Raw genomic sequence first — 25,817 nt, forward strand, 5'->3', positions numbered from 1 at the left:
GGCGACACGCTTGGGCGTATCGATAAGACCTTCGCGGTTCGGGTTCTCGCCCATGCCTTCCAGAATCATCCGGAAGCCGTCTTCCATTTTCTTAAAATTCATCATGGGGCCAAAGATAGCAAAATCAGCGGATCATGACAGCGCGGGTTTCGTTTCCGTAGCGAATCAGGAAACGTCCCGTCTTCGGCAATTCGATTATCATTGACGATTCCGTACGCATATGGCGCAAGACTCGGCCCTGCACATCCATTACAAGAAGCGACTTTCCTGCGGCAAGCCCCGAAAGCGAGACCTGTTTTCCCTGGACATCGAGGCGCCAGTTACTTTTCGCGGCAACACTCGGAAGAGCCATACGTTCGCTTGTAACAGCAAGACTATCGATATAGCCAGAACCCATGATATACGAATTTTTTACCGTCACCCTCGAAAGAGACTTTTCACTCCAGACTTCGCAGAACAGGCCTCCATAATGTTCCGCACTCTTGCATTCATCATTTACCAGCAAGCCCGAAATAGAATGGCCGTTCCCCATAAACGTTCCGCTGAAGCTCCACATAGGATCCCAATTAAAGTAAGCAATGGTGTCTAGTTCATCTGCAGATTGTTTCGGTACAGCCTCATTGACAACGATATCGTTCTGGAGGGAAGCGCACGCTTCATAATTCTCAATTACGCCTTTCAAGGTTCCGTTTACAAGCCCCGCAAACCAATACAGTTCTTCCTTGGACGTAAGGAGATAGCACCCCTTTGAATTCTTTTGCGGTTGCTGCGGAACTGGAGTCCATTCTGCATACAAATTAAGATTCTTCATGTCGTCAATTTTGAGGGTTCTGTGGTACCCCAGCCTAAAATTCGCCCAGTACAGGAACTCCGCCCCCTCACGGGTCGGTTCCTTGAATACATAACCCGCATCCTGGACCGTAAACGTCGTCGGATTTTCAGGATCGTTAACGCCGCCGTTCAAGTGGTACGTGATTGTGTATTCAAGCATCTTCCACTTGGCATACACCGTAACATCTTCCGTATTCCCTGCAGGAATCCGTTCAATCTTTTCTGTGAAAAGGGGATCCGTATACCAGCCTTCGAATTCATACCCGTCACGGCTGGCATCGTAAAGAGCAAATACCGACGAATCCGCCGACCACTTGAACTTCAATGTTCCACTTTGAGGATTGCCCCTATAACGAGTTCCGCCATTCAGGTCAATATTGACGAAAAAGAAACTTTTCCATTTCGCATAGAGAGTCCAGTCCCCATAAAGGGCCGTGTTTATAGATTCAACCTTTTGCGTAAACATTTCATCCGTGTACCATCCCTCGAATTCGTCACCTTCCTTCACGGCATCTTCTAGGGCGAAGGGACTATCATTTATAGAATAGATACTCGGGTTCTGTTCGCTATTCACGCCACCGTTCAGCACATAATGTATCCCGAACGGACTCACATCAAGGGCAGGGAACGCATCCGTGCCCAAATCCTGAATCCAAGCAGAACCGTTCACTCCCGCCGAAAGCATTCCAAGAGCCGTTCCATCTGCAAACTGGGTTTCATCAAGTGACAAAGCCTGCGAAACACTCGTGTTCTTGGAATTCATGCACAGCGCATTCTCCACTTCAAAAATGCGTTCGCTTTCATAGCATATAAGTCCCTTCTCTTGCACAATGCAGTCCGAATACTTCCCTTTCAGTTCGCCAGCAAAATAGACATTTCTCAAGACCGCCGCATCCACTTTCGAAACGATGCCACCCACATACTTTCCGTCAACAACACCCCTGCTGTAGGCGTTTTCGACAACAACAAACTCCGATGAATCGGCCTCCATCGCCTTCGAAGCAAACTTCGCGGAAGACATTGGCGAAGGAGCTGCCAATGGACAGCCTTTATTAGTCACATCAATAATACCGATTAGTCCACCTGCATCCCCTAAAGCATGGACCGTAGCATTCGAATAGACGTTCCTCAGCTGCACCGGACCGACAACATTACCCGCAATACTCCCTACAGTTTCACCGGAAAAATAGGAATCCTCAATTCCAAGGTTCCTCACATAGGTAATTTTTCTGTGCCAGCCACCATCCCATTCTCCCAGTTCTGCAAACAAACCGCTTTCAGCCACAAGGCCCGAAATTTTGAATCCATTGCCTTCAAACGTACCCATGAATCCAAGTTCATACCACGGCACATAGTCCTCTTTTACCAGCTTTCCACTCTCGTCAAGCACATTCTCGTTCACCACAATGTCACTCTGGAGAGAAATGCACCCATCGAAAACGAAACGGGGATACCAAGGATCAAGGTCAGTAAAAGAAACGGACGCTATACCATAAAGCTCATTGGCATTATGAATAAGATAGCAGCCTCGTTCATCCTGTTTGGGAATCTCTGGGACAAGCCCCCACCTAGCCTCTACGGTAAAACTACCAAAGTTATAGCCAATAGAGAGCGTTGATTTACTTGCAAGGCTCCCAAAATATATCGCATCATACAACTTTATCAAGTCAGAATAGACAATATACCAACCCATAAAGGAATACCCTTCGCGGGTTGCATCCTTTAAAACAAGATTGGTCTTATCCTGAACATAACTTGTCGGATTTTCAGGATTGTTGACACCCCCATTCAAAATATACTTGATGGTATAGGCATCCGCAGAAAGGGCAGTTGCAAGCAAAAGCACCCCAAACACTTTGCAAAACGGGCATGACATACTTCCTCCTTCATACGTAAATCCATCCAAAATATATATAAAAAATCCGAATTTCAAATAATTCGGATTTTCTATGGACATTTAGTCAATTTTTACAATATTATGTTATCTAACATTTACCTTAATCAAGTTGCCCTTACTCTTGGCGAAATAGACACCCAGCGGAAGATTTTCCAGCGAAAGGCTCCGCGTTCCTCGACGCACCAGCGCACCGTTCATATCGAACAAGGTAATATCGCTATCTGATTCCAGGCGGTTACCCACACGGACAATGCGCCCGAGATTTACTCGAGCACGCGTTGCAGCCACGATTCCTGTCGGACCGCCAAAATCATCGATATGCGTAATTCCTTTGTTCACGTAATCGTCAAGGCCATAAGCGTGACGCATAATATTCAGAATGTCCATGTCGAACACGGAGCCATCCGGTTCTGTCTGGCGGCGGATAATCGTCATATTATTTTCGCCCTCGTGGCCGGTATCCCAGGCGATAGGCACCACCTTATTCTGTTTTGCGAGTTTCATCACGGCATCGTAATAGGCTAGGCGGCCCTTGCGGTGCTTGGCATAGTTGTCGCCCGTCAGCACGCCCACACGGTCATTGGCGCCGAACTCACCGATAATCACGGGCACGCCCTTGTCCACAAAGTTAACCTTCATCTTACCGAACTGGTCCTGAATCTGCGCACTCGTACACGGATCACCCATCGCACCCGCCCAGGCATTGTAACCGCAGTTGTGCACGATGTCATTCCCTGTCGCAAGGTCATCGCCCCAGTAGTACTGCGGATAAACTTCGGCTCCCCAGTTCACCACGTCATTCAGGAGCGTATAGGTATAAGGATCGTAGAAATGTACCTCGACCATCAGGCGATTTTCAATCACGTCTTTCGGGAGTTTGTCAACCGTCATCACTTCGGAAGTACGGTCAATGCTCGTGGAAGGCCCCTGAATAATAAGCGTACGGCTTCCGTTGTTGCCACCCGTCGCACGCACCGCATCCACGAAGGTCTGGTGGTACGTCATCAGGATTTCGGTTTCGTGCTTGTAATTATCGTCGGTAGTCGCAGGCTCGTTCGCACTTGCGAAAAGCAGATTCTCGTTGTAGTTCTTGAAGCGGCTTGCAATCTGCGTCCAGAAATCCTTCTGGCGGATATTGACGACATCCTTGTCGGTATCGTTCAGCTTGCCTTCGAGCCAGCCGTTATCCCAATGAATGTTCAGAATCGTTACAAGTCCCGCGCGCATACACATATCGACAACCGTCTGCACCGAATCCATCCAGCTCGCGGCAATCTCGTTCGGGCCACCGCCCGGAACAATATCCGTCGTACTCGAGTCGCGCGACATGGCATTCGAATGGCTGTACCACGCACACGGAATGCGCACCGTGCTGAAACCTGCCGCCTTGATAGAATCAATGTAGGCCTCGGTCGGGAACTTGTTGCCCCACCATGTGGGATTGACAGGCACTTCCATCGTATTACCGATGTTGATGCCAAAACCCATCTTCGCAAACATCTCATTTGCAGTCGGAAGCGTTTCGGCCAGCACCGGCGAAACTCCCGCCGATAACGAAACCATAGAGAAGGAAGCGGTCACTGCCGCAGTCCGTAGAATGCTTTTAAGCATAAACAACCCTTTAGGGATGCAATCGCAACCCTTATTTAAACAACCCACACTAAATATACATCCTGTCGCGACAAACACAAAAATCCACGCCAAAATAGCATGGACGATTTATCAAACACAGGACGCCACACCAAGATGGTTCGGCAGGCTCACCAACCTTGGCGCATCGAAGGGTCGCTACTTGCCGCTTAAAATCGCGACGAGGTCCGCATTGCTCAAGTTCGTCTTTTCATTCAGAGCGGCGGCAATCGCAGCAAGCTGCTTTTGGCAGGCCATCATCAGGTTGAACACCTGCTCAACGACATTCGCTTCAGAAAGTTGGTAGTAGTAGCAGGAGGCCTGGAAACTCTGGTAGTCCGGATCGCTCCGGTAAAGTTCCATCGGGAGTTCCTTCATGACGGTGTCGAGGTCGCAGGCGAAGTCTTTGCGGAACAGAAAATCCGCCACGTGTCCAGCAATAGCGATGTGCGCAGATCCTTCGAGCGAGTTCCCGAGCATGTGAGTGACGCTCGGTTTTTCTTTGGAATTGTTGATTTTGACGTAATCGACGGGGCGCTTGAACAGGATGGCGATTAGCGCGTGGCCCGCTTCATGGCGGCAAAGTTTTTCATATTCCTGTTCACCGAAAAAATCTATTAAGGATTCACGAGTTAAAATTTGTTCAGACATATTTCAATCTCTATATAAAAAATACAAATTTTGGATGACGGTGGCACGAGAAAAGAGTATATTAAAAATAAAGATTTGAGGTGTATATGGGAGCAAGATTCTTATGCATATTCGCGCTCGCGTTCGCGACGCTGCAATCCTTCGGCGCCGTCTACTACGTGGCCACCGATGGCAACGACAACGCGGCGGGCACGAAGGACAAACCCTTCGCCACGCTCAACAAGGCGAATACCGTGGTGCACGCGGGCGACACCGTGTGGATTCGCGGTGGCATCTATGACCTGCGCGATACGGTCTTTTTCGAGCGTTACAGGATGACTGCGGCAATCGTCCTCACGGCAAGCGGCGAGAGTGACGACAACCGCATCCATTACCTGGCCTATCCGGGTGAGCGTCCGATTTTTGATGGCGCGAACCTCCCCGTGGCCGCAGGTACGGACCATAGCGACGGCACTCCCGAGGGAGCGATGTATACCTCGCCGATTGTGATTTCGGCGAAGTACCTGCACTTGAAGGGTTTTGATGTCCGCAACACGCCTATGAAACACAACTCGAATTCCGGCGTGTTTCTTTACGCGAGCAAGCACATTTTCTTGGAGCAGATTGACAGCCACCATAATGCGGGCCCCGGATTCTTCGCGAACGACGGCGCACCGGATGGCGGCGGACACATCTTCTTGAACTGCGACGCGCACGATAACTATGACCCCACCGGATGGCAGGGCGACGGCGAAAATGCCGACGGCTTTGGTGCGCACTACCAGAAACCCGGCGAGGGCGATACGACCAAGTTCATCGGGTGCCGCGCCTGGTGGAACAGCGACGACGGCTTCGACTTCATCAACCAGGAATTCCCCGTGGTGCTGGAGAACTGCTACGCCATGGGGAACGGCTACAGCGATTACGGGCTTGGCAACCCGAAGAACGGCAACGGGCACGGTATCAAGATGGGCGAAAGCACCCTCGGCGGCGGGCGGCATACCATCAAGTTCTGCGCCGCCTGGAAAAACAAGGCGACGGGCTTTTACGCGAACTACACCGGCGTGGGCAGCAAGTGGCTCAACAACACGTCGTACATGAACAAGGACCGCGAATTTGCCATGGCATCGACGCTCTTCGATTCCGAAGGGAACCGCATTGCCGAGGTGGCGCCCCTCACCGGCGACAACGCGCACGTGCTCAAGAACAACATCGCCTTCCCGAACAAGAATTCGCAAGTCGGGGAGTGCTGGGAGTATATACCGAGCCAGAACATCGACCGTTACGTGGAATGCCCCGCTGGCGAAAACAACACATGGAATCTGAATCTCGACTTGACGGTCGACGATTTTGAAAGTCTTGACGACCCGAGCATGACCGTAACCGGCAAGGACCTCTCGACGATTCCGGGAATCCTGGGCCCGCGCAACGCCGACGGCAGCTTGCCCGATGTGGGCTTCTTGAAACTCAAGAAGGGGAGCCGCGCCATCGACAAGGGCGAGGATTTGGGATTCCCGTTTGCGGGCGAAGCACCCGACCTCGGTGCGTTCGAATACGGGCTCTCGAGCAGCTCCGCAACCTCATCTAGTTCTGCCATGGGTTCTTCTTCTGGAACAGCCCGCATCATGCCGCAAAAAAGCTTTGATAGCGAGACGCCTGTACGCCTCAATCATTTGAAAGGTTACCGCGACCTCAACGGCCGTCACTACGAAAAACAGATTCCCTATCGCGTGATGTTCTAGGTTCTGCAAAAACAGACCTTTCCGAAAAAAGAAATTCTCGAACTTTAATTACTCTTAAAAATCACATTGCAAAGCGGTCCTTTTAGATATTGGGACCGCCTTTTTTCGTTCAAAAAACATACTTCAAACACGACAGTATTTGTCGCAGTCATTAACTATTTTTAGACAATAACGGATATTGAAAAAAATCCAAACGGGGGACCAATATGGCAAGGGATCTTTCAGGTACACCGAAGTGGGACATTCTCCGGAATTTCTACCGCGACTTCGATAACGGCCGCAAACGCGGCTGTGTCGAGAAGTGGAAAAAAGAAATGCCCAAAGGCGGACTCGAACGGGATCACTTTGAAATCAGAATCCATACCGAATTCCTGAAGGACCGCCACGAAAAACTGAACAAGGAATTCCGCTGGACCTACGCGAACAAGAAAAAGCTCATCGTACTCGACCAGCGTTTCAGGGAACTTCACCGGAACATCGCCCGCACCTTCGAGGCGACCAAAAGGGACATCGCTGCACTCACCGCGCAAAATCACAAGTGGTACAGGGAATACGAACTCGAATCGGAAATCTGCCCCGCAAACGACTGGGACATTCCCGGTGAACACGAATACATCAGCGATTTGCTTTTCTGGTACGCAAACTGGGGTTCCATCAACATCTGCTCTAGTACGAACGAATACAGCCCCGAACGCCACAAGGTCTACCTCGTTCCCGCCTGGAAACAAATGCTGCTCGTCGACAAGTTCGTCAAGGATGATGTCACCTGGGAACTTGACTCGCTCCTCTACGACAGCGAATCGAGCCTCTACACCTTCCACGACATTGTCCGCATGAAACCGGAACAATTCGAAGTGAGATATACATTGAGTTTTTAAACAAAAGTGAGGTACTATGAGAAGACGATACATTTATCAGCTGGCGGCAACGATACTGCCGAATGGACGGGGCTATGATACCGTTGACCATGACCTGGGAATTTTCACGTCGCTACGCACCGCCAAAAAAGTGCTACGTGATTTCGTCAAGGGCGGAGATTTCTATTGCCCAACCTATAGTTTTTCCATCATGTACCTGCCCGTCGACAACGATCTGGATTATGAATCCGATAGGCAAATCAACGTCTATTCGCCCGATGGCAAATTGCAACTCTCGGAATTCAACATGATGTCCTGTAACGGGGCGTGGAGCAAGAGCCTGAATATAGACCTTCGCGCCGTCATCGACATCGGCCCCGGCAAAAAGCCTTATTTCACGCTATACAACCATTGGAAACGAGGACTCGCGACCAAAAGCGCACGCATCTCCTTTCTGGAACCCAAATACGAACTGGGCTCCTCGTACAACAAATCCGTTTGGTTTCTGGACAATAACGAGAAAAAGATGCTCATGAAGTTCCTGTGAACAAAATGCAGGAGCATATTTAGCGACAAGTGCACGAATAACTGGATGAGCGTCATCGGCGCGTTCAACAACGAAGTCAAAGGCGATGATGACAGCCGCATCCTGCCCTACGATTTACCCATCCCGAATTACAACAAACTAGAACCGTAGTGAAAAATTTCCTTATGGGCGTTCCCCTGGCGGGTCGGGCCATACTCGCACGTCGCTAACGGCGCGCTCACCGAGCCTTGCTTACGCAAGTCTCGTCCCTTCGGGTAACTGTCCCTAACGCAAAATGTGCATCTATTTCTTGAAAAAAAAGAGGTAATTAAGTTTTTTTAAGCCAAAACGGATTTTTTCTAAAAAAGGATATATATTTATATTGTTCTTGAAAAACAAAGGGAGAGCACATGAATGTCAATTTAGAAGAAAAAATAATAGCCTTCCTAAACGGTTATCTAGAAGAGGCAAAAAAGAAATTTTCCTTTCTCAAAGGTGATAAGATTGCTGGTAAAACACGGGGATATTTCTTTAATTCCAACAAAAATGGATTATTAACAGGCACATATGTCGGTGTGAGTGTTGACTATGAGAGCAACAAGTTAAATGTCTTTCTGCGTTTTTGGGAAGAAGAGGAAAAGGAAAAAAATTACGAAAATATAGAAAAAAAACTCAATATCCTAGAAGGGCATTCAAGGGAATTTCAAAATCTTTTGGGGGTGGATGTTTGGTATCACCACTATGAAAAACAAGTGCGCGGTTTCATGAGTGACAATGACGACGGAATCCGTGGTTTCTCCGTAACTTTTCCTGCTTATAAAAAATTAGGCAAAGAAATAAAAAATGATCTAGACACGGCACTTTCTGCCATCAAATTGATGAAGGGCTATATAGAGGAACCTTTGACAGATGATTCTGACGCCAACGACAAAACCCTTCTAGAAAAGATTCAAATAGCGATGGATGCACAAAGTGAGGGGCTTCTTGCGCGTATCAAATTAGGGAATGGATTTTTGCAATATAAACCTGTGAACGCCAATTCGAATGATTGGCGTGATTCGGCATGTCATTATGAATTCCGAGAAGATGGTAAAGGAAATATGCAAATTTGTTTTCACTGCGAGAGCAAATTTTCGAATCAAATTGAGTTTAAAAAATTAGTTGAAAAAGAGGAGTCTTTTAAGTCATCTTTTTTTGGAAACAAAACAACTATTGACTACAAAAGAATCCCCCTCTCAAGTGGAAAAATTGTAGATGAAGCCGTTGACGGAATGCTTGAATTTGAAAAAAAATACGGATCCAAAATCTTAAAATTAATTCAAAAGAGTAAAGGCGTGATTTCTTCGGGAATTAGTAACAATGGAGAGAAAGAAATGAGTGTGTTTGAAGCGAATAAAGAAAAAATTGAATTAAATACTATTCTTTATGGGCCTCCGGGAACGGGCAAAACCTTCAACACCATGGCTTATGCCGTTGCTATTTGCGAAGATAAAGATGTTGAAGAAATAAAAAAAGAAATGAAGGAAAATTATGATTCCGTAAAACAACGATATGATGCTCTTAAGGATGAAGGACGTATCGAGTTTGTGACCTTCCATCAATCCTATGGTTATGAGGATTTTATTGAGGGAATTAAACCAGACCTTGATGATTCTACAGGAACGTTGAAATACAAGTTGGAAACAGGACGTTTCAAGGCTTTTTGTGATAAAATATCCGGTAATTTTGATGACGCATGGGGTGTATTGTGCGATAAACTAGATGATGAAGATAAGGAATACCTTGAAATACCTTATATTAGCGATAAAAACAAAACCTTTGCTATTGAATGGAATGTATCTCATAACGGATTAAAGGCAAAGGATGCTCATCGATTCTTTAATAAGAAACAACTGCAAAATATATACAGGAAAAAACCTGGTGTGAAAAAAGGTGGTCATGACAACTACAGAAAGGCCATTGTAGAGTATATGAAAAAAGAATGCGGATTGAAAGAATTCAATGGCGACGAAAGTAATGACTTGTCAAGTAATGCGAGAGTATTTATTATAGATGAAATCAACCGTGGCAATATCAGCAAAATTTTTGGGGAGCTGATAACGCTTATCGAACCTTCTAAACGTTTGGGAGAAAAGGAAAACTTGAAAGTCACGCTTCCTTGTTCTGGAGACGAATTCGGAGTTCCAAATAATGTTTATATTCTAGGAACAATGAATACAGCGGATCGTTCCATAGCAATGATGGATACTGCTCTACGTCGTAGGTTTAATTTTGTTGAAATGATGCCGGATACGGGTGTTCTGAGAAATGATATAGGGGATGATATTGGTATTGATGTTTGCAAAATGTTAGAAACCATAAACAAACGTATTGAATATCTCTATGATAGAGAACATACTATAGGGCATGCGTTTTTTTTAAATGTAAAAACATTTGATGATTTAAAATTAGTATTTAAAAATAAAGTCATTCCATTACTTCAAGAATATTTCTATGACGATTACGAAAAGATTCGCCTTGTGTTAGGTGATAATGGGAAGGATGAAGTGCGTCAATTCATAACAAAGGTTCTCCCACAAGAAGATCTTTTCAAGAAGGGGGAAGATGACGAAGACCTCAATACAGAAAAATATATATATCAGATAAATCAAGATGCTTTTGATAACCCTGAAAGCTATAAAGATATTATTTGATGAAAACTCTGATAAAAAAGGAGTTTGAAATCATTGAGCAGGGAAATGCTGAAAGACAAATCTCAAACAATCGATTTAAATTGCTTCGAGATTTTGTCTTAAAGGCTAGTGATGTTTCAAAAAAAGAATATGCTCCAGATTTTTTCAAACTCATAGTAAAAAACAGTAAAGAAGCCATCAAAGTTCAAAACTATGTTGGGGTTGTTGAATTGCCGGATGGTTTTCGTATAGAGATCTTACCTAAAATTGATCTATCGGATGATGACAAAGAATGCGATAAAACACGGAATATTTTCTTAAAAATGTTGCAATGTATGGATGAAAATCAGTTCAAGGTATCTGATTTTGCAAATTTAAACACATCCAAAATGCCGTTGTTCGAAATTTTCATTCAAATGTTTTTGAATGATGTACAGAAGCTAACTCGCATGGGTTTAAAATCTGGTTATGTTCATATAGAGGAAAATTCTAAAACTTTTAAGGGTAAATTACTTGTTTCGCAGAATATACGAGAAAACCTTGTTCACCAAGAGCGTTTTTACGTAGAATATGATGAATTCCAATTAAATCGTCCAGAAAATAGACTGGTCAAATCAACTTTACTATATCTCAATAAAAAATCAAATAGTGATTCTAATCTTGCAGAAATTCGAAGGCAACTGATGTTCTTTGAACAGGTTGAAGCCTCAATCAATTATGAAGCAGATTTCTCAAAAGTGGTAAAAACTCGAAATACGACCGAATATGAAAACTTAATGGCGTGGGCACGAGTTTTTCTTCAAAATAAAAGTTTCTCAACATTCTCTGGAAAAACTTCTGTAAGGTCAATTCTTTTTCCGATGGAAAAAGTCTTTGAAGCATACGTGGCGAAGATGTTGCGTAAAGCGGTCATCAAGGAGACGGAAGACGATTATTGGAGAGAATGGAATGTTCGTTCGCAATATGGTGCAAAATATTTATTTGAAGTTCCTTCAAATAAATTTCATATGCGCCCAGACATCGTAATGAAAAAGGATGATAAAATCAATATCATTTTAGATACAAAATGGAAGCGGCTAGTAAATGACTATAACTCAAATTATGGTATTTCTCAACAAGATATGTATCAGATGTTTGCCTATGGTCATAAATATAATTGTCCAAATATCTGGCTTATTTATCCTAAAAATATAGATATGAAAGAGAATATTCAAAAATTTGAAAGCGATTGCAATAGTTTGAAGATCTCGGTAAGCGTATACTGTTTGGATTTGGATAAAAAAGGGGCGTTTTCTTTACTTTTATCGCATTTGAAGGAAGAAAAATAATTTGAATGGTTGTCGGTTTGAAAAGTTCCATCATTAATTTATTTTATGTACGAACCCCTCTTCAAATCGAAGCCTGCCATAATTTCTGGCAGCCGCTTGTCAAGAAGATTTATGCTTGCAATACAGACGGATTCTTCCCGGATAAAGATGGTGTTTACGCAGCGTTTATTCGCTTGAAAAAGGCGCGGCCAAATGTCGGATTTGAGATATCTTATAAGCAGGAATCCTGGGGCTATCGCGAATGCGATAAGACGCAGGCCATCTGCATCTCGAAATCTTTTGTGGGGCGGGGATCTATCAGCCTTATCGTGAATTGCGAGGCCGAGTTTTTAAGCATCCATTTTCAGCACACGGATATAGAGGCATTCAACGTTTCTTTGCGGCGCAGTCAATGCGACCTCGGCGCCACACTCGATAATCTCGCAAATTTCATTGAGAAATTTCCAATTTATTGCGAGCAGTCATCAAGAATCATAATCGAAATTGAAAAAGAGCAGAAGTTGGAAAAAATCGCGCGAGATACAATCCGTGCGACGATTTCGCACATTATGGAATCTTCAAAGTATTCCTGGAATTTGACCAAAGATGAAAATACCTTTTCGCTAGAAGTCTCAATCAACGACGAATACACCGTCGAAATGGATTTCGACACCCAAAATTACCTAGAACGAATTCCAGCTTTGCAAGGTATCTTGAAACAAACAGAAAACTTCTTAAAAGAAATTCCGTTCCCGATAACGATCCGGTTACAAGAAAAAACATGAGGTCAAAAAAATTGACCTCAAGATGTTTTTCAAGGTCAAAATTTTTGACCTTGGTCTTATAGGCGGATTTATAGACGGGTTTATAGTTCGGTTTATAGTTCGCGAACGATATCTTCAGAAAGATGCGTTATTCGAGCAACCTTTTCCACCGAATCACCTTCGGCAAGCATATCACGAGCAATTTCACGAGTTTTGTCAAGGACGCCTTCGGTAACCTTCGCGTTGACTAAGTCCGCGTAGTCCTCCAAAAAGGCCTCTCCCATAAGGTTATGGTCCCATTTTTCGTGATGCATTTTCTGGTATACCTCAAATTCTTCTTTAGAGAAGTTAGATACTTTTGAACTCTCTGTCAAGTGTTCGAACTTTTCTTCATCCAATTCAGCGGGCAACTCCTTCAACTTATCCAGAAAACGGAAGAAAAACAGCCACTTGCGGAGGCTTGATGCTCCTGCCTCAATGAAAAAGGGAACCTTTGAAAGTTCAATTGCAGTGAAGTTATAGGTATCAAGAAACTGTTCCCCCGTTTCCAAGTCAACAACCGTGGCGCGATGAACAATACGTTCATCTTCGAACATCGTATGTTGCGTAAATGCAATCACATAGGTTGGCTTGATTTTGTAATTCCAATTATTGCCAGGTTCAGCCTGATTTGCAACCATTTCGCTCGCATAGAACGCAAGGCGATTCAAAAGGTTTGTCATACGGCGAATCTGCACTTCGATTTCAATCAAGTTTCCCATATCGTCTTCACAGTGCAGGTCGAAAATCGCCGTGCGAGATTCCTTGCTTCCGCTCAAATTGTGCGCCACGTTGCGAGTCTTCACATTTACGATTGGCCGCTTGAGTTGCGGTTCGAGCAAGTCGTTCAGCAAATTGACAAGGTTCTGACGACTTACGGGTTTGTCAGGATTGAACGCCTTCTTAAAAGCCAAATCCACCAGCAGACTGGCATACGGACTTTTTTCACCTGGTTTGACAATGCATTCTGAAAGAGGTTTGCGTTTGACGTTATTCTTTTCCATGTCCTATATTTTGCAAAAATTGTACCAAACGCAAAAATGCCGTTTCTACTCGAAAAACGGCAACGTAAAAAACTTGATACCGATTAATCAGCGATTAATCACCGATTAATCACTTTACAGGAGTTTACAATAATCTCTTGATAAGGTTTATTCATTTCCTTTATGCGGCGGATGTTCTCAGCGGTGCCTTTGCTTTTTCCGTCCCAAATCATGAGAGCCGTATCGCAGTCTTGCGCCATTTGGATGTCTTTCACATACTGGAATGCACTGCCTGTAAGGCCCTTGGCGGCTTCTGCGTAAGAACATACTTTTGCTCCCGTAACAAAAATGTTCCTTGGTGTTTCACCGCTGCAGTAAACGATTACGTTGCTGTACCCTTTGGAATCCAAATACATTTGCACGGCAGCGTCAACGCCGTAGCAGTCACCCACGAGAATTTCCGCTCCAGTGACAATGTAACTGTCAAATAGCGACTTGACTTCTTTGGGCAATTTTGAAATCGATTTAGAGCCGGAGATGAAAACTCTCATCACCCCTCCTTTTTCATATAGAAGAATCGGTTAAGTTCGTGGTCGGTTTCGATGGATTCTCCATAACAGATGGAAACCCATGGGCTCGGCCACGCTTTCTCAATGGCATTGACAAAAGCCTTATCCCTTTCGGCAGAGTATTTGTTGAAGTCGGTCGCGTCGAGAACGATGTCAATGTGAGCCAGGCGACCCGTGTGGCAGAGGAATGTCGTAAATTGTTCTAGGCGGTCCTCTTGAATTTGCTTTTTGTCATCCGTAAGAATGTAGCCCGTGATATATTCCCATATTTCATTTCGCATATTCTCATCTGCGTATGAACGCTTTACCAGGGCTTTTAAGTCATTGTACTTTTGTGTCAGGGTCATAATGATGTTCATAATTATGCTCCTTGTTTCAATTTGTCTTCAGAATTTAACAGCTTCATCAATTCCAGTAGTCGAAATTCATTTCTTGAAAAGTGATGGTCTTGCCCTGGCACAATGACTACACGCATGTTCTCGCGCTCATGGAGCTTAAGAAGCCCTGCTAAATGTGCTGAAGGATCAAGGCTCCCGAAAACGAATGTCATCATGTCGCCTTCAAAAGCCTTGGCGCTGCGGCATATCCTAGTCGTGTTTATCATGAGCGGAGGGTTCACCAACAGGAATCGGCTGATTTCAAGGAATAGCGATCGTCCTATGCACCCGATGGAGGCTCCCATCGACATTCCCATAAAGTAGATTCGGGTCTGTCCGCCAATTTCAAATTCAGATTTCACCACTTCTGCAAATTGCTCCATCTGGCTTATGTCAGAGGACGGCGTAGACGCGCAAACCACAGAAAATCCGTACAGTTCCCGCATTTCGCAAGCAAGTTTCAAGTACTTGTTGCGATACCCGTAAATGGAGCCGTCCTGTCCCGCTTTTATCAGCAGAATCTTCTGACGGTCACCTCCAAAGACGAAGCCGTAATCAATCTGATTATCTCCGTCGCCTAAAGATTTAATTAAATCGAATTGCACTATATGCCCCTATTTTGATTTCTTATCAAAATAGGTTTCTACTACGACAAATAATGTCGTGTTTGAGAGTACTTTTTGTAATCTAGATCCCCTCCCTCGCTATACTCGGTCGAGGATGACTGCTTCTAACATTCTACACTTTTAATGCCTGGGGTTTCGGCGGTAGGTGCTGTCGAGGTAATACGAGAATTCGCGGAGTTTGTTGCGGAGGGAGACAGGCTTGATGACTTCGGCGCAGTCGGCGTACGAGAGCACCCAGCGGAACAGGAGTTCGTCGTTGAGCGCCTTCATCGTGACCAGTAGGCGGCCATCATACATCTTTTCCACTTTCATCGAACGTTGGAATGGCTTTTCTTCAAGATAGCACTGCACATGGCTACTGAACACGATTTCCACGTCTTCGGCTTTCGGGTCTTGCGGACCAAAAATTGCGGATCCGAGGCGCACGCGTTTGCGCAGCATTTCAAGTGTTTTCGGATTATCCTGAAAGGTTTCCTTGGTAAGTTCGACCTTCTGGATTCGGCGGAACTTGAGCGTATAAGTATCGCCAGGGTGCGACTGCGATTCGCAACCGATGTAGATTTCACCCTGATACAAAATGACCATTAGCGGAATTCGTATGCTGGGGATGTTCCCATTTTCGCTGACATAGGCAACGCGTATTTTACGGCGTTGGTGAATCGCCTGCAGAATGACCTTGAGCTTTTCGCTGGAATCTTCCTCGAACATGGGCGGAGTTCCCGCAAAAAGGATTCGCGAGTTCAAGTCCTGAGCAAGCTGATCCACGGCCTTCTTTTCGCTTGCGGGCAGACTCTTCCGGATTTTTTCGAGTAAATCCGTGACGGTCTCACTTGCGGCAGGGTACATATTCGCGATGCGCTGCAGAAACACGAAATGCAGCATGGTATTTTCGAAATTCGGAAAAAGCAGGTTATCCGCCGATTTAATGGCTGACTGGTAACGGAAAGCGCGTCGGTCGCTTAACACACGGATGTAGGCGCCCCCGTTGGCAGAAGTCAACGTCTGCATATCGCGTTGCACATTGCGGCGCTCATTTTCGGGAATTTCCAAAGCCTCCATCAAGTCACTGATGGAATAGCTCCTGCTCGGATTCGTTATCAGTAGCGCGAATAGTTGAAGGACGCGGTCTGCGCGGGTAATATCTGCCATAATAAACCTCTACGGTTTAATATACATTATTACTGCGACAAAAGATGACGCGATAGAAATTTGTTTTTTAGACGAATACGACTTCGTTGCCGATGCGGGGCGCTTCCGTACGGTTCGGAAGGCCCGATTCGGTATCGGCATAACCGATAGCGACAGATGCATAGACACGCTCGTCGTCCTTAAGTCCGAGCGTTCCCAGGTATCCGCGAATCGAGGGTTCCTCGTTCAGCCACTTGAGCTGATTGATATAGCAGCTACCGAGGTCGAGTTCATTCGCGGCAAGCATCATGTTTTCGACGGCGCAAGCGACATCCGCCATGTTGTTGCCGTAATCTTTCTTGTTCGCGACCACTATCAGCACGGGAGCATTGTAGCTGAAGGAATAATTTCCCTTCTGCGAAAGCATGATCGAATTCTTGAGACTCTTGTAAAGGTCGTCACGGAGTTCCATCTTCGCAAAGGCGGTCTGAACCATATCCTTGAGCATCATGAGGGCGGTCGCGTTCGAAATGACGAAGAAATGGTTGCCTTGCGCGTTGCCGCCCGTGGGTCCAAAGCGGCCCGCCTCGACAATCTGCTGCAACTTTTCCATTTCGACAGCGCGCGCCTTGAACTTACGCGTACTGCGACGTGTCTTGATTGCCTCGAGAGTATTCATGGTTCCTCCTTCCCCGCTTTATTTATCCAACGGGAGCATCAGAATGCGAGAATGACGTTTCTTGTTGTAATGGTCGCGCTTGGTCGGCGGAAGTTCGTCTACCGTGCCGTCGACAAAACCGAAATGATAGAACCAGTCGAGCGCCTGCGTCGTAAGCAGGAACAGCGTCTTGTAGCCCTTCATGCGGCCCACCGAAATCAGGTGACGCACGATGGCATCGCCAATGCCCGACTTGCGGTAGTTCGCGGCGACAGCGATGCCCGCCACTTCGGCCATGCCGTTTTCAAATTCGTGCAAGGCGCCGCAGCCGTGAATGCTGTTGTCGATGCTGTAGACAACGTAATCCTTGAGCTTTTCGGAAATGCTTTCCTGCGTACGCGGCACAAGGAAACCCTTGTCGATGTAGTCCTGCATAATCCGGAGGATATCCGGAATATCTTCCATGATCGCGGGACGGATACTGGAATACTGGTTCGCGTACACCATGGTACCGTCACCACGGGCACTGAACACTTCCTGCAGCACGCTGCCCTGGAATTCGCCGCTCAGAAGGTGGACACGGTTCGCGCCCGCCTCGCAGGCATGGATGGCGTTCATCAGGTAATCCATCTGCGCAAAGTCGAGCTGGTCGGAATTGAGTTCCAGCAGTTCCTTCGCCTGGTCCACGTCCATGGCCGAGATCACGCCCGACTCCGTGGGTTCCAGGTACTTGGTGTTCTTGCCGGTCACCAGGCCATCGAGCTTGATACCGTTCTGGTTGCCGATAAAGAAGAGCTTGCCGACCTTCATGTACTTGCAGAGTTCGGTCGCAAGTTCGGTCGAGCTGATGTTGTAAGCGTGTCCGAGCTTGTTCCAGCCAATGGGTGGAATAATCGGCACGAACTTTTCGTCGAGAAGCTGATCCAGAATGTCGCGCTGGATGCGTTCGATACGGCCGGTACGCATGTAGTCGATGCCGTCGATGACGCCCATGCTTCGCGCAAGCACCCAGTTGCCCTGAATGCCGCGCAAGCCGCTTGCCGTAAGGTGGCTCATAATATGCTGGGCCACGCCCAGAGAGGCCTGTTCGATATGCGGAAGAGTCTCCTCGCTCGTAAGTCTCACACCCGCATAGAAACTCGATTCCAGTTCCCACGCCTTGAGCTGCGCGTCAATGCTGTTGCGCGTCCCCGGTACGATGATGATGCGGATTCCCGCCTTGTGCAGAATGGCGATATCCCTCATGAGCACCGGGAAAAGCGGATGGCTCATCAGGTCGTCCTCGATTTTCAGCACAAACAGCTGACCCTTGAAGCGTTCCATGTAGCCGAACACTTCGCGAATGAAACCTGCAACCTCAAAATGTTGCGAATTGAAATCGGGTGTAGCGTTGCTCATAGGAAATAAATTAAAAAAAAAAACACCTAGTCGTTCATCGACCGTGAGCAACAAGTTCTTGATATCAATCAAGAACGGTTGCGAGAGTGAGCGCCAATCGTATTGCTTTGCTTACCTTAGCGCGAACGGTCTTATCTGCTGTAGTCGCGTTCACCGAAGAGGGCCGTCCCCACACGGATCATCGTGGAACCTTCTTCGATGGCGACTTCGAGGTCACCGGTCATGCCCATCGAAAGCTGGTCGAATTTCGCGAACACGCCGCCCTTCGCGAGGAATTTCTGCTGGAGGTTACGGAGGAAAGCGAAACATTCGCGGCTGTCCTCGGCGACACCGGTGTTCTTGCCGATGGTCATCAGGCCGCGGAAACGCAGGTGCGGAAATGCATTTTCGCCGCGAGTCTCCAGAGACTCCAGAAAAGCCTCGGCTTCGTGCACGTCGAGACCGCTCTTGGTTTCTTCTTCGCCGGCATTCACCTGGAAAAGGATTTCGAGGATTTTACCCTGAGATGCATCGGCGCCGTTGCCGGGGAGCGCCGCGCAGACTTTCTCGAGCTTTTCTACCGCTTCGATACTTGCGATGGAGTGGATACAGTCGGCGACGATCGCCGCCTTCTTGAGTTTATTACTTTGTACAGGGCCAATCACGTGGCAACGCACGCGGCTACCGTCGAGGGCCGTACGCGGCGTCGAGAACTTGAGTTCGGCTTCCTGCACGCGGTTCTCGCCAAAGTCGGTGGCACCGAGCGCAATCGCATTTTCCACAGCCTCGGCTGGGTGGAACTTGCTTACCCACACAAGCTTTACCGCATCGCGGCTGCGGCCCGCAATCTTACAAGCTTCGGTAATCCTTGCTTCGAGAGCTGCAAGGTGCTCGCGCATTTGTTCAAGTGTGAATTCCATAGTATTCCTAGATTGCCACGCTTCGCTCGCAATGACATTCGTTTATTTCTTTTCTTTTTTCACAGCGGCCGTCTTCTTCTCCGCAAACAGCACCTTGATGATTTCGTCGATGTGCTTGTGCGTGAAAATCTTGAGGCCCTTCTTCGCGGGAGCCGGAAGCTCGTTCACGTCCTTCTGGTTACCTGCAGGGAGATGAAGCGTCTTCACGCCCGCTTGGAGCGCAGCAAGCGCTTTCTCGTTGAGGCCACCGATCGGGAGGCATGCACCCGTCAGGCTCACTTCACCGGTAAAGGCGATTTCGGGAGACACGGGCTGTTTCGTAAACGCCGAAAGCAGACAGAGCGTCAGCGCGATACCCGCAGAAGGTCCATCCTTCGGCACGGCTCCTTCGGGCACGTGGATATGGATATCCGTCTTCTTCACCACATTCGGGTCGATACCGAAACGTTCCAGACGCTCACGCACGAGGCTCAAGGCAATCTGTGCGGACTCCTTCATCACGTCGCCGAGCTTACCCGTCATGAGTAGCGTTCCCTTGCCGGGCAGGAGCATACATTCGATTGGCAAAATCTCGCCGCCGACGCTTGTCCATGCAAGGCCCACGATAACGCCCGGACGGCCAGCAGGTGGCAGCTGGTTGTCAAGGTAACGCGGAGCACCCAGGTATTCCTGCAAGGTCTTCTCGGTGACTTCGGCCTTATATTTCTTGCCCATCACCTTGTCCTTTGCACGGTGACGCACCACGTTTTCAAGCGTACGTTCCAGTTCGCGCACGCCCGCCTCGCGGGTCCATTCGCGAATCACCTTCGCAATCATGTCGTCGTCAAAGGCGACATCCTTGCCGTTTTCGATACCCGTACGTTCACAGATGCGCGGCACCAGGTACTTGCTTGCGATCTGCAACTTTTCGTGCGGATAGTAGCCGGGCAGGCGCACCATTTCGAGACGGTCTCGTAGGGCTTCCGGAATTTCGGCCTCGTTGTTCGCCGTCGCGATAAACAGCACGCGGCTAAGGTCGAGCCCCACTTCCATAAAGTGGTCCGTAAAGTCGTGGTTCTGTTCCGGGTCCAGGACTTCAAGCATCGCGCTCGCCGGATCGCCACGGAAATCGCTCGCCATCTTGTCGATTTCGTCCAAGAGGATAATCGGGTTCATGCACTTTGCACGACGCAGGGCCTGGATAAAGCGGCCGGGCATCGCGCCGATATAGGTGCGGCGGTGACCGCGGATTTCGGCTTCGTCACGCACGCCGCCGAGAGTGATGCGCACAAAGTTGCGCTTCATGGCATTCGCAATTGATTCGACAAGAGTCGTTTTGCCCACGCCCGGAGGGCCCACCAGGCAAAGAATCGGTGCACGGCGTTCGGTTCCCGTGAGCTTCAGGACCGCCACGTATTCCATGATGCGTTCCTTCACCTTGTCGAGACCAAAGTGCTTGGAATCGAGTTCGCCCTTCACCTTTTTCATGTTGAGCACGGTGTCGGTATATTCGCCGTAAGGCAGGTTCAGGAACCAGTCCAGGTAATTCCTGCTCACTGCATATTCCGGGGACGTCGGCTGCATCAACTTCATGCGGCCAATTTCTTCTTCAAGCTTTTCCTGGATCGCCGGGGAAAATTTTTTCGCCTTGACTTTCTTGAGCAACTGATCCGGTTCCGAGGCGTTTCCGCTTTCGCCATCCAGTTCGTCCTGCAACTGACGGATCTGTTCCGAAATGAACCATTCCTTCTGCTGCTGAGCCATCTTCTGGCGCACATTCTGCTGCACCTTCACCATCATGGTATCGGTGTCGGCAGCCACCTGCATAATTTCGATCAGGCGCTGCGCGAGTTCGTCGATTTCGCCAATTTCGAGCAGGCGCTGGCGTTCGTCAAGCGAAATCTGCAAGAAGGGAATCATGCCGTAAAAGGCGTTGATGTGGCTATCCATGGTAAACAGCGCATCGACCATGCCTTCCGAAATGTTCCTGTGCAGGGAATATTCCTTGAAGTGCGAAAGCACCGTTTCCAGCTGGGAGCTCTTGTCCGTAGACGTAATCGTCGGCTTGTGCGGCGAAACCGTCGTCATCAGGAACTGGTCCTTCGTCGAAATCGAGCGGAGGTCCACCACCTGTTCGCCATCGAGCACCACCTTCACGCAACCGTTCGGGAAGGGGGTCACGTTACTCACGTGCGCAACGACACCCACCGAATAAAGGTCGAGCATCGGGTTCTCGATTTCTTCCTGTTCAATATTTTTCTGCGCCGAGAGGATAATCTCGCCGTCATGCGATTCGGCATACTCAAGGGCGCGCAAAGAAATGTCTCGCCCCACCAGAATGCGGCGGGTCGTGTGCGGAAAAACAACAGCATCCCTCAGAGGGAGCAGGGGGAACGTTTTCGAAAAATCAATAGCCATAACACTACAAAGATAGTATCTTATTTTCATCCGCAGGTTTATGCAAAGGCAATCTTTCGCCGGAGCATTTTAATTTTTTATTTTTTAGAAAAAAGATGAGTCGCCGCGCTAAACCAAGGCTATTGCGGCGAGGATAAAATAGAGGTTTTTTATGAGCGTTTCGATGCAAGAAGTAATGAAGCAATCCGGCGTGGCATTCGGCACCAGCGGAGCCCGCGGACTGGTAACGGCGATGACCGACCGCGTATGCTACGTGTACGCCCGCTCCTTTATCAAGTACTGCGAAACAAGCTACAAGTGCGAACACACCATCGCGATCGCAGGCGACCTGCGCCCGAGTACCGAACGCATCTTGAAGGCGCTCGTGAAGGCCGGCGAAGATTCCTCGTGGAAGGTCGTCTACTGCGGACGCATCCCGAGCCCGGCCATCGCCCTTTACGGCATCGACAAGGCGCTCCCGACCATCATGGTGACGGGCAGCCACATTCCCGCCGACCGCAACGGCATCAAGTTCAACCACCCGCAAGGCGAAATCACCAAGGCCGACGAACAGGGAATCGTCTCGCAGTCCGTCGATTTCGACGAATCCATTTTTGACAGCAAGGGCATGCTGAAGAACGCCCCCGCACTTCCGACCGTCGAAACGGAAGCCGAAGAAAACTACGTGAAGCGCTACCCCGAATTTTTCGGCACCAAGGCACTCTCGGGTCTTACCATCGGCGTGTACCAGCATTCCGCCGTGGGCCGCGACATCGTGGTGAAGGTCCTTGAAAGTTTGGGTGCGACGGTGAAACCGTTTGCCCGCAGCGAGACCTTCATCCCGGTCGACACCGAGGCTATCCGCAAGGAAGACGAAGAACTCGCCCGCGACTTTGCGCACAAGGATTTCGTGGATGCCATCTTCAGCACCGACGGCGACAGCGACCGCCCGCTTCTGGCAGACGATGTAGGCATGTGGCTGCGTGGCGACGTGCTGGGCATCCTCGCTGCCCAGGCGCTTGGGATCAAGCGCATTGCAACTCCGGTGAGTTGCAACACGTCGCTCGAAAAGTCGAACAGTTTCGAAAAAATTTGCCGCACCCGCATCGGCAGCCCTTATGTAATCGCCGGCATGGAAAGCCTGGTGGACAGCGCCGACAAGAGCGTCTCCGTCGCAGGCTACGAGGCGAACGGCGGATTCCTGCTGCAGACCGACCTCACCCGCGAATTCGTGGAACGCGACTGCCACGGTAACGAGACGCGCGCGACCCGTACGCTCAAGGCGCTTCCCACCCGTGACGCGCTGCTCCCGATGCTTGCCGTAATGGTACGCGTGCGCGAAGAACGCATGTGCGTCGTGGACCTCCTGAAGAAACTCCCGAAGCGCTTTACGCTCAGCGACCGCCTCAAGGAATTCCCGACCGATATCTCGAAGGCGAAACTCGCCGAAATCCGCGAGCAGAAACTCGGCAAGAAACTTTTCGGCAGTCTCACCGCGAAACCCAGCCGTTTCAAGCCCAAGGACGGCTCGACCCCGGCGCCCTTCCACGGCGAAATCGTCTCCATCGACGAGACCGACGGCTACCGTATGGAATTCGACTCCGGCGACATCGTGCACCTGCGCCCGAGCGGCAACGCCCCGGAATTCCGCTGCTACGTGGAAACCGACGACAAGGCTCGTTCCGCAGAACTTTTGGCCGGTTGCATGAAGATCATGGAAAGCTGGAGATAGTTGAAGTTAGTTGACAGAACTTAGATGGTAGAGCTTAGATTTGTTCCAAACCTTAAATTCTAAACTCTAAGTTCTAAGCTCTAATCTCTTTTTTTTGTATTTTGTACCTATATGCTGAAACGTTTCGTCGCCTTTGCTTTCGTATCCGCCTCCCTCGCACTTGCCGGGGAGCACTGGAACGTTGACGCGGGCGATGTCTCGATGAAGTTCCTCTCGATGCAGGTCTCGGCCCGCAGCGCCGCTCTTTCTGGAGCCGGAACTGCTGACGCCAAGAGCGCCTCCGAAGTTTCCCGCAACCCACTCGCCATGGGTGCCGTGCAGGAAGCCGAAGCGGGCGTGAACCACGTCATCTTCCCCGAAAATACCGCCGACGACTTCTCGACGGCCTACTTCGCCCTCCCCTTCACCCTGTTCGACTTCCCGCTGACCTTCTCGGCAGGCGCCGAATACCTGGGCTACGACGAAATCGAGGGCCGCGACGAAGAAGGCTTCAAGACCTCGGAATACAGCGCCTACGCCTGGGCCGTACAGGCAGGCCTCGGTAACCGCGGCAAGGCATTCCGCTGGGCCGCCACCGCAAGGTTTGCCTCGCAGACCATCGACGACGAGACCGCCATCGCGATCCTCGGCGACATCGGCGGCGCCTACAAGCTCGGCGAATACTTCGCCCTGGGCGCCACCCTCACGAACTTCGGCTACATGAGCGACTACGACGGCGAAACGGAACACGAACCGATGGCACTCCAGGCGGGCATCACGGGAATCGTCCCCGTCGCACGCCTCCTCGGATTCCAAAGCCAGTGGGACCTGCACCTTTCCGCAGACGCCTACCGCCGTGCCGACATGGAAGACCCCGAATGGAGATTCGGCGGCGAACTCAACTACATGGAAACGCTCGCCCTCCGCGTTGGCTACGCGGCACGCCCCGACACCGAAGACGGCATCAGCGCGGGCCTCGGCGTCACCTTCGGCATGATCTCCTTCGACTACGCCTACAGCCCGAAAAAGGCTTTCGACGGTGGCTACCACTACCTGACGCTCGGAATGCGTTTCTAGCGGCATTCAGCTGCTGTGCTTCTTGATCTGGTAATTCAGGCACCCTCGACTAATCCCCAGTTTCTGCGCGGTCACGCTCCGGTTTCCCTCGTTTTTCGCGAGTTCAGTACAAATTAAATTCCACTCGGGAGACGCCGCATAACGCCGAGCCCTTTCAGCAACCCTTTCACCGCCTCTTTCTCCGCATCTATCGCAGAGCCTTTCATAGGCAAACTCGAAGTTCCTGAATCCGCCCATCATCAGGTGCTCCGGCGCCCCTGTACTATGGGGCGCAACGATGCCAGCTTCTTTTTGGGGCAGGGGCGCCTCGCCGAATTCCTCGTCCATCACTTTAGACAAAGTAACACCATACGATTGCAGCAACGAAAATCGCTGCAATACGTTCTTGAGTTGCCTCACGTTCCCCGGCCACGTTTTTTTCCGGAGCAGCGCCATTTCATAAGGGTTCAACATCCTCGCAGAGGCCCCGTTGACATCTCGCCACAGCTCGTGTACAATCCGCTCGAAATCTTCGCGTTCCCGCAGCGGCGGGATTTTCACCGGAAACACGTTCAGCCTGAAAAACAAGTCCTCACGGAAGCGACCCGCCGCGATCTCGCTACGCAAATCGCGGTTCGTCGCACACACGAGCCTAAAATTGACGGGGACACTCTCGTAGCAGCCGAGCGGCATCACCGTGCGCTCCTGCAGGATGCGCAGCAGCTTGCACTGCGTCTCTAGCGGCATTTCGCCGATTTCGTCAAGGAAGAGCGTCCCGCCTTCGGCCGAACGCACAAGCCCCGCGCGTTCCTCGCCCGCACCGGTAAACGCCCCCTTGCGATGCCCCTCCAGAATGCTCTCGGCAAGTCCCCGGGCAATCGCACCGCAATTCAATGCGACAAAGGGGCCGCCCGCCCTTTGGCTGTGCTCGTGGATAAAGCGGGCCGCCACCTCCTTCCCCGAACCGGATTCCCCGAGCAGAAGGACCGAGATGTCGGAATTCGCCGCAATCCGCAACATGGATTCGTGTCTATTCATATAGCCTCCACTCTATACACGCTTTTTTCACACCGCCAACGAAGAAAACCGCGATTATTTTACACAATAGGCAAATTTTTTTACATAGCACGACGCCCTGCCAT

General features: G+C 49.2%; 21 protein-coding genes and 1 pseudogene. 8 read left to right on the forward strand and 14 right to left on the reverse strand.

All coding sequences use genetic code 11. From position 1 onward, the window contains the following. The 4 genes and pseudogenes from BUA93_RS16690 to BUA93_RS15205 form a co-directional block, all read right to left on the reverse strand. A pseudogene (locus BUA93_RS16690) lies at positions 1-105 on the reverse strand (GTP cyclohydrolase I); the annotation flags it as partial. A 19-nt stretch (positions 106-124) separates the two neighbouring features. Continuing rightward, on the reverse strand, positions 125-2,707 hold the full coding sequence (locus BUA93_RS15195; RefSeq protein WP_072980904.1) for an InlB B-repeat-containing protein: 2,583 nt from the start codon (positions 2,705-2,707) through the stop codon (positions 125-127). Between the two features lie 105 nt (positions 2,708-2,812). Beyond that, complete coding sequence (locus tag BUA93_RS15200) at positions 2,813-4,339, reverse strand: glycoside hydrolase family 5 protein (RefSeq protein WP_072980850.1); 1,527 nt, start codon at positions 4,337-4,339, stop codon at positions 2,813-2,815. 177 nt (positions 4,340-4,516) lie between these two features. Beyond that, positions 4,517-5,008, reverse strand: a complete 492-nt coding sequence (locus tag BUA93_RS15205) for a hypothetical protein (protein ID WP_072980852.1) — start codon at positions 5,006-5,008, stop codon at positions 4,517-4,519. 86 nt (positions 5,009-5,094) lie between these two features. Here BUA93_RS15205 and BUA93_RS15210 point away from each other — a divergent pair, with 86 nt between their 5' ends. From BUA93_RS15210 to BUA93_RS15235, 6 genes are all read left to right on the forward strand, one after another. Next, positions 5,095-6,729, forward strand: a complete 1,635-nt coding sequence (locus BUA93_RS15210) for a right-handed parallel beta-helix repeat-containing protein (protein WP_072980854.1) — start codon at positions 5,095-5,097, stop codon at positions 6,727-6,729. Between the two features lie 206 nt (positions 6,730-6,935). After that, positions 6,936-7,607: a hypothetical protein gene (locus BUA93_RS15215; RefSeq protein WP_072980856.1), complete on the forward strand. Its 672-nt coding sequence runs from the start codon at positions 6,936-6,938 to the stop codon at positions 7,605-7,607. 16 nt (positions 7,608-7,623) lie between these two features. Then, complete coding sequence (locus BUA93_RS15220; protein WP_254794016.1) at positions 7,624-8,133, forward strand: hypothetical protein; 510 nt, start codon at positions 7,624-7,626, stop codon at positions 8,131-8,133. Positions 8,134-8,522: 389 nt separating this feature from the next. Then, positions 8,523-10,805: an McrB family protein gene (locus tag BUA93_RS15225; protein WP_072980858.1), complete on the forward strand. Its 2,283-nt coding sequence runs from the start codon at positions 8,523-8,525 to the stop codon at positions 10,803-10,805. Beyond that, a complete protein-coding gene (locus tag BUA93_RS15230; protein WP_139258122.1) occupies positions 10,805-12,112 on the forward strand; it encodes an McrC family protein in 1,308 nt (435 codons plus the stop codon). Before BUA93_RS15225 ends, BUA93_RS15230 begins: the two co-directional genes overlap by 1 nt. A gap of 5 nt (positions 12,113-12,117) precedes the next feature. Further along, entirely contained in the window at positions 12,118-12,876 is a 759-nt protein-coding gene (locus BUA93_RS15235; protein WP_072980862.1) for a hypothetical protein, read from the forward strand. 92 nt (positions 12,877-12,968) lie between these two features. On the opposite strand, the gene BUA93_RS15240 is transcribed toward BUA93_RS15235, so the two are convergent. From BUA93_RS15240 to lon, 9 genes are all read right to left on the reverse strand, one after another. Then, positions 12,969-13,898, reverse strand: a complete 930-nt coding sequence (locus BUA93_RS15240; protein ID WP_072980864.1) for an Rpn family recombination-promoting nuclease/putative transposase — start codon at positions 13,896-13,898, stop codon at positions 12,969-12,971. A gap of 98 nt (positions 13,899-13,996) precedes the next feature. After that, positions 13,997-14,428 carry a hypothetical protein gene (locus BUA93_RS15245; protein ID WP_072980867.1) on the reverse strand — a complete coding sequence of 144 codons (432 nt, stop codon included), beginning with the start codon at positions 14,426-14,428 and terminating at the stop codon, positions 13,997-13,999. Further along, the gene (locus tag BUA93_RS15250; RefSeq protein WP_072980869.1) at positions 14,428-14,805 is read right to left on the reverse strand and encodes a hypothetical protein; all 378 of its coding nucleotides are present in this window, start codon (positions 14,803-14,805) and stop codon (positions 14,428-14,430) included. The genes BUA93_RS15245 and BUA93_RS15250 overlap by 1 nt, the downstream gene beginning before the upstream one ends. A gap of 2 nt (positions 14,806-14,807) precedes the next feature. Further along, complete coding sequence (locus BUA93_RS15255) at positions 14,808-15,428, reverse strand: hypothetical protein (protein WP_072980871.1); 621 nt, start codon at positions 15,426-15,428, stop codon at positions 14,808-14,810. 141 nt (positions 15,429-15,569) lie between these two features. After that, positions 15,570-16,598, reverse strand: a complete 1,029-nt coding sequence (locus BUA93_RS15260) for a helix-turn-helix transcriptional regulator (protein ID WP_072980873.1) — start codon at positions 16,596-16,598, stop codon at positions 15,570-15,572. 67 nt (positions 16,599-16,665) lie between these two features. After that, positions 16,666-17,256, reverse strand: coding sequence for a nitroreductase (locus BUA93_RS15265; RefSeq protein WP_072980875.1), 591 nt, complete (start codon positions 17,254-17,256; stop codon positions 16,666-16,668). A gap of 18 nt (positions 17,257-17,274) precedes the next feature. After that, positions 17,275-18,633, reverse strand: coding sequence for an amino-acid N-acetyltransferase (gene argA / locus BUA93_RS15270; RefSeq protein ID WP_072980906.1), 1,359 nt, complete (start codon positions 18,631-18,633; stop codon positions 17,275-17,277). Between the two features lie 131 nt (positions 18,634-18,764). Then, complete coding sequence (locus BUA93_RS15275) at positions 18,765-19,532, reverse strand: YggS family pyridoxal phosphate-dependent enzyme (protein WP_072980877.1); 768 nt, start codon at positions 19,530-19,532, stop codon at positions 18,765-18,767. Positions 19,533-19,574: 42 nt separating this feature from the next. Then, positions 19,575-21,929 carry an endopeptidase La gene (lon, locus tag BUA93_RS15280; RefSeq protein ID WP_072980879.1) on the reverse strand — a complete coding sequence of 785 codons (2,355 nt, stop codon included), beginning with the start codon at positions 21,927-21,929 and terminating at the stop codon, positions 19,575-19,577. A gap of 151 nt (positions 21,930-22,080) precedes the next feature. Between lon and BUA93_RS15285 the strand changes: the two genes are divergently transcribed. After that, positions 22,081-23,640, forward strand: a complete 1,560-nt coding sequence (locus BUA93_RS15285; RefSeq protein ID WP_072980880.1) for a phosphomannomutase — start codon at positions 22,081-22,083, stop codon at positions 23,638-23,640. 111 nt (positions 23,641-23,751) lie between these two features. Next, positions 23,752-24,696 carry a PorV/PorQ family protein gene (locus BUA93_RS15290; RefSeq protein WP_072980882.1) on the forward strand — a complete coding sequence of 315 codons (945 nt, stop codon included), beginning with the start codon at positions 23,752-23,754 and terminating at the stop codon, positions 24,694-24,696. A 6-nt stretch (positions 24,697-24,702) separates the two neighbouring features. On the opposite strand, the gene BUA93_RS15295 is transcribed toward BUA93_RS15290, so the two are convergent. Beyond that, positions 24,703-25,713: a sigma 54-interacting transcriptional regulator gene (locus BUA93_RS15295; RefSeq protein WP_072980884.1), complete on the reverse strand. Its 1,011-nt coding sequence runs from the start codon at positions 25,711-25,713 to the stop codon at positions 24,703-24,705. Between the last annotated feature and the right edge of the window lie 104 nt (positions 25,714-25,817).

This window comes from Fibrobacter sp. UWH4, from assembly GCF_900142475.1.
GTDB lineage: Bacteria > Fibrobacterota > Fibrobacteria > Fibrobacterales > Fibrobacteraceae > Fibrobacter.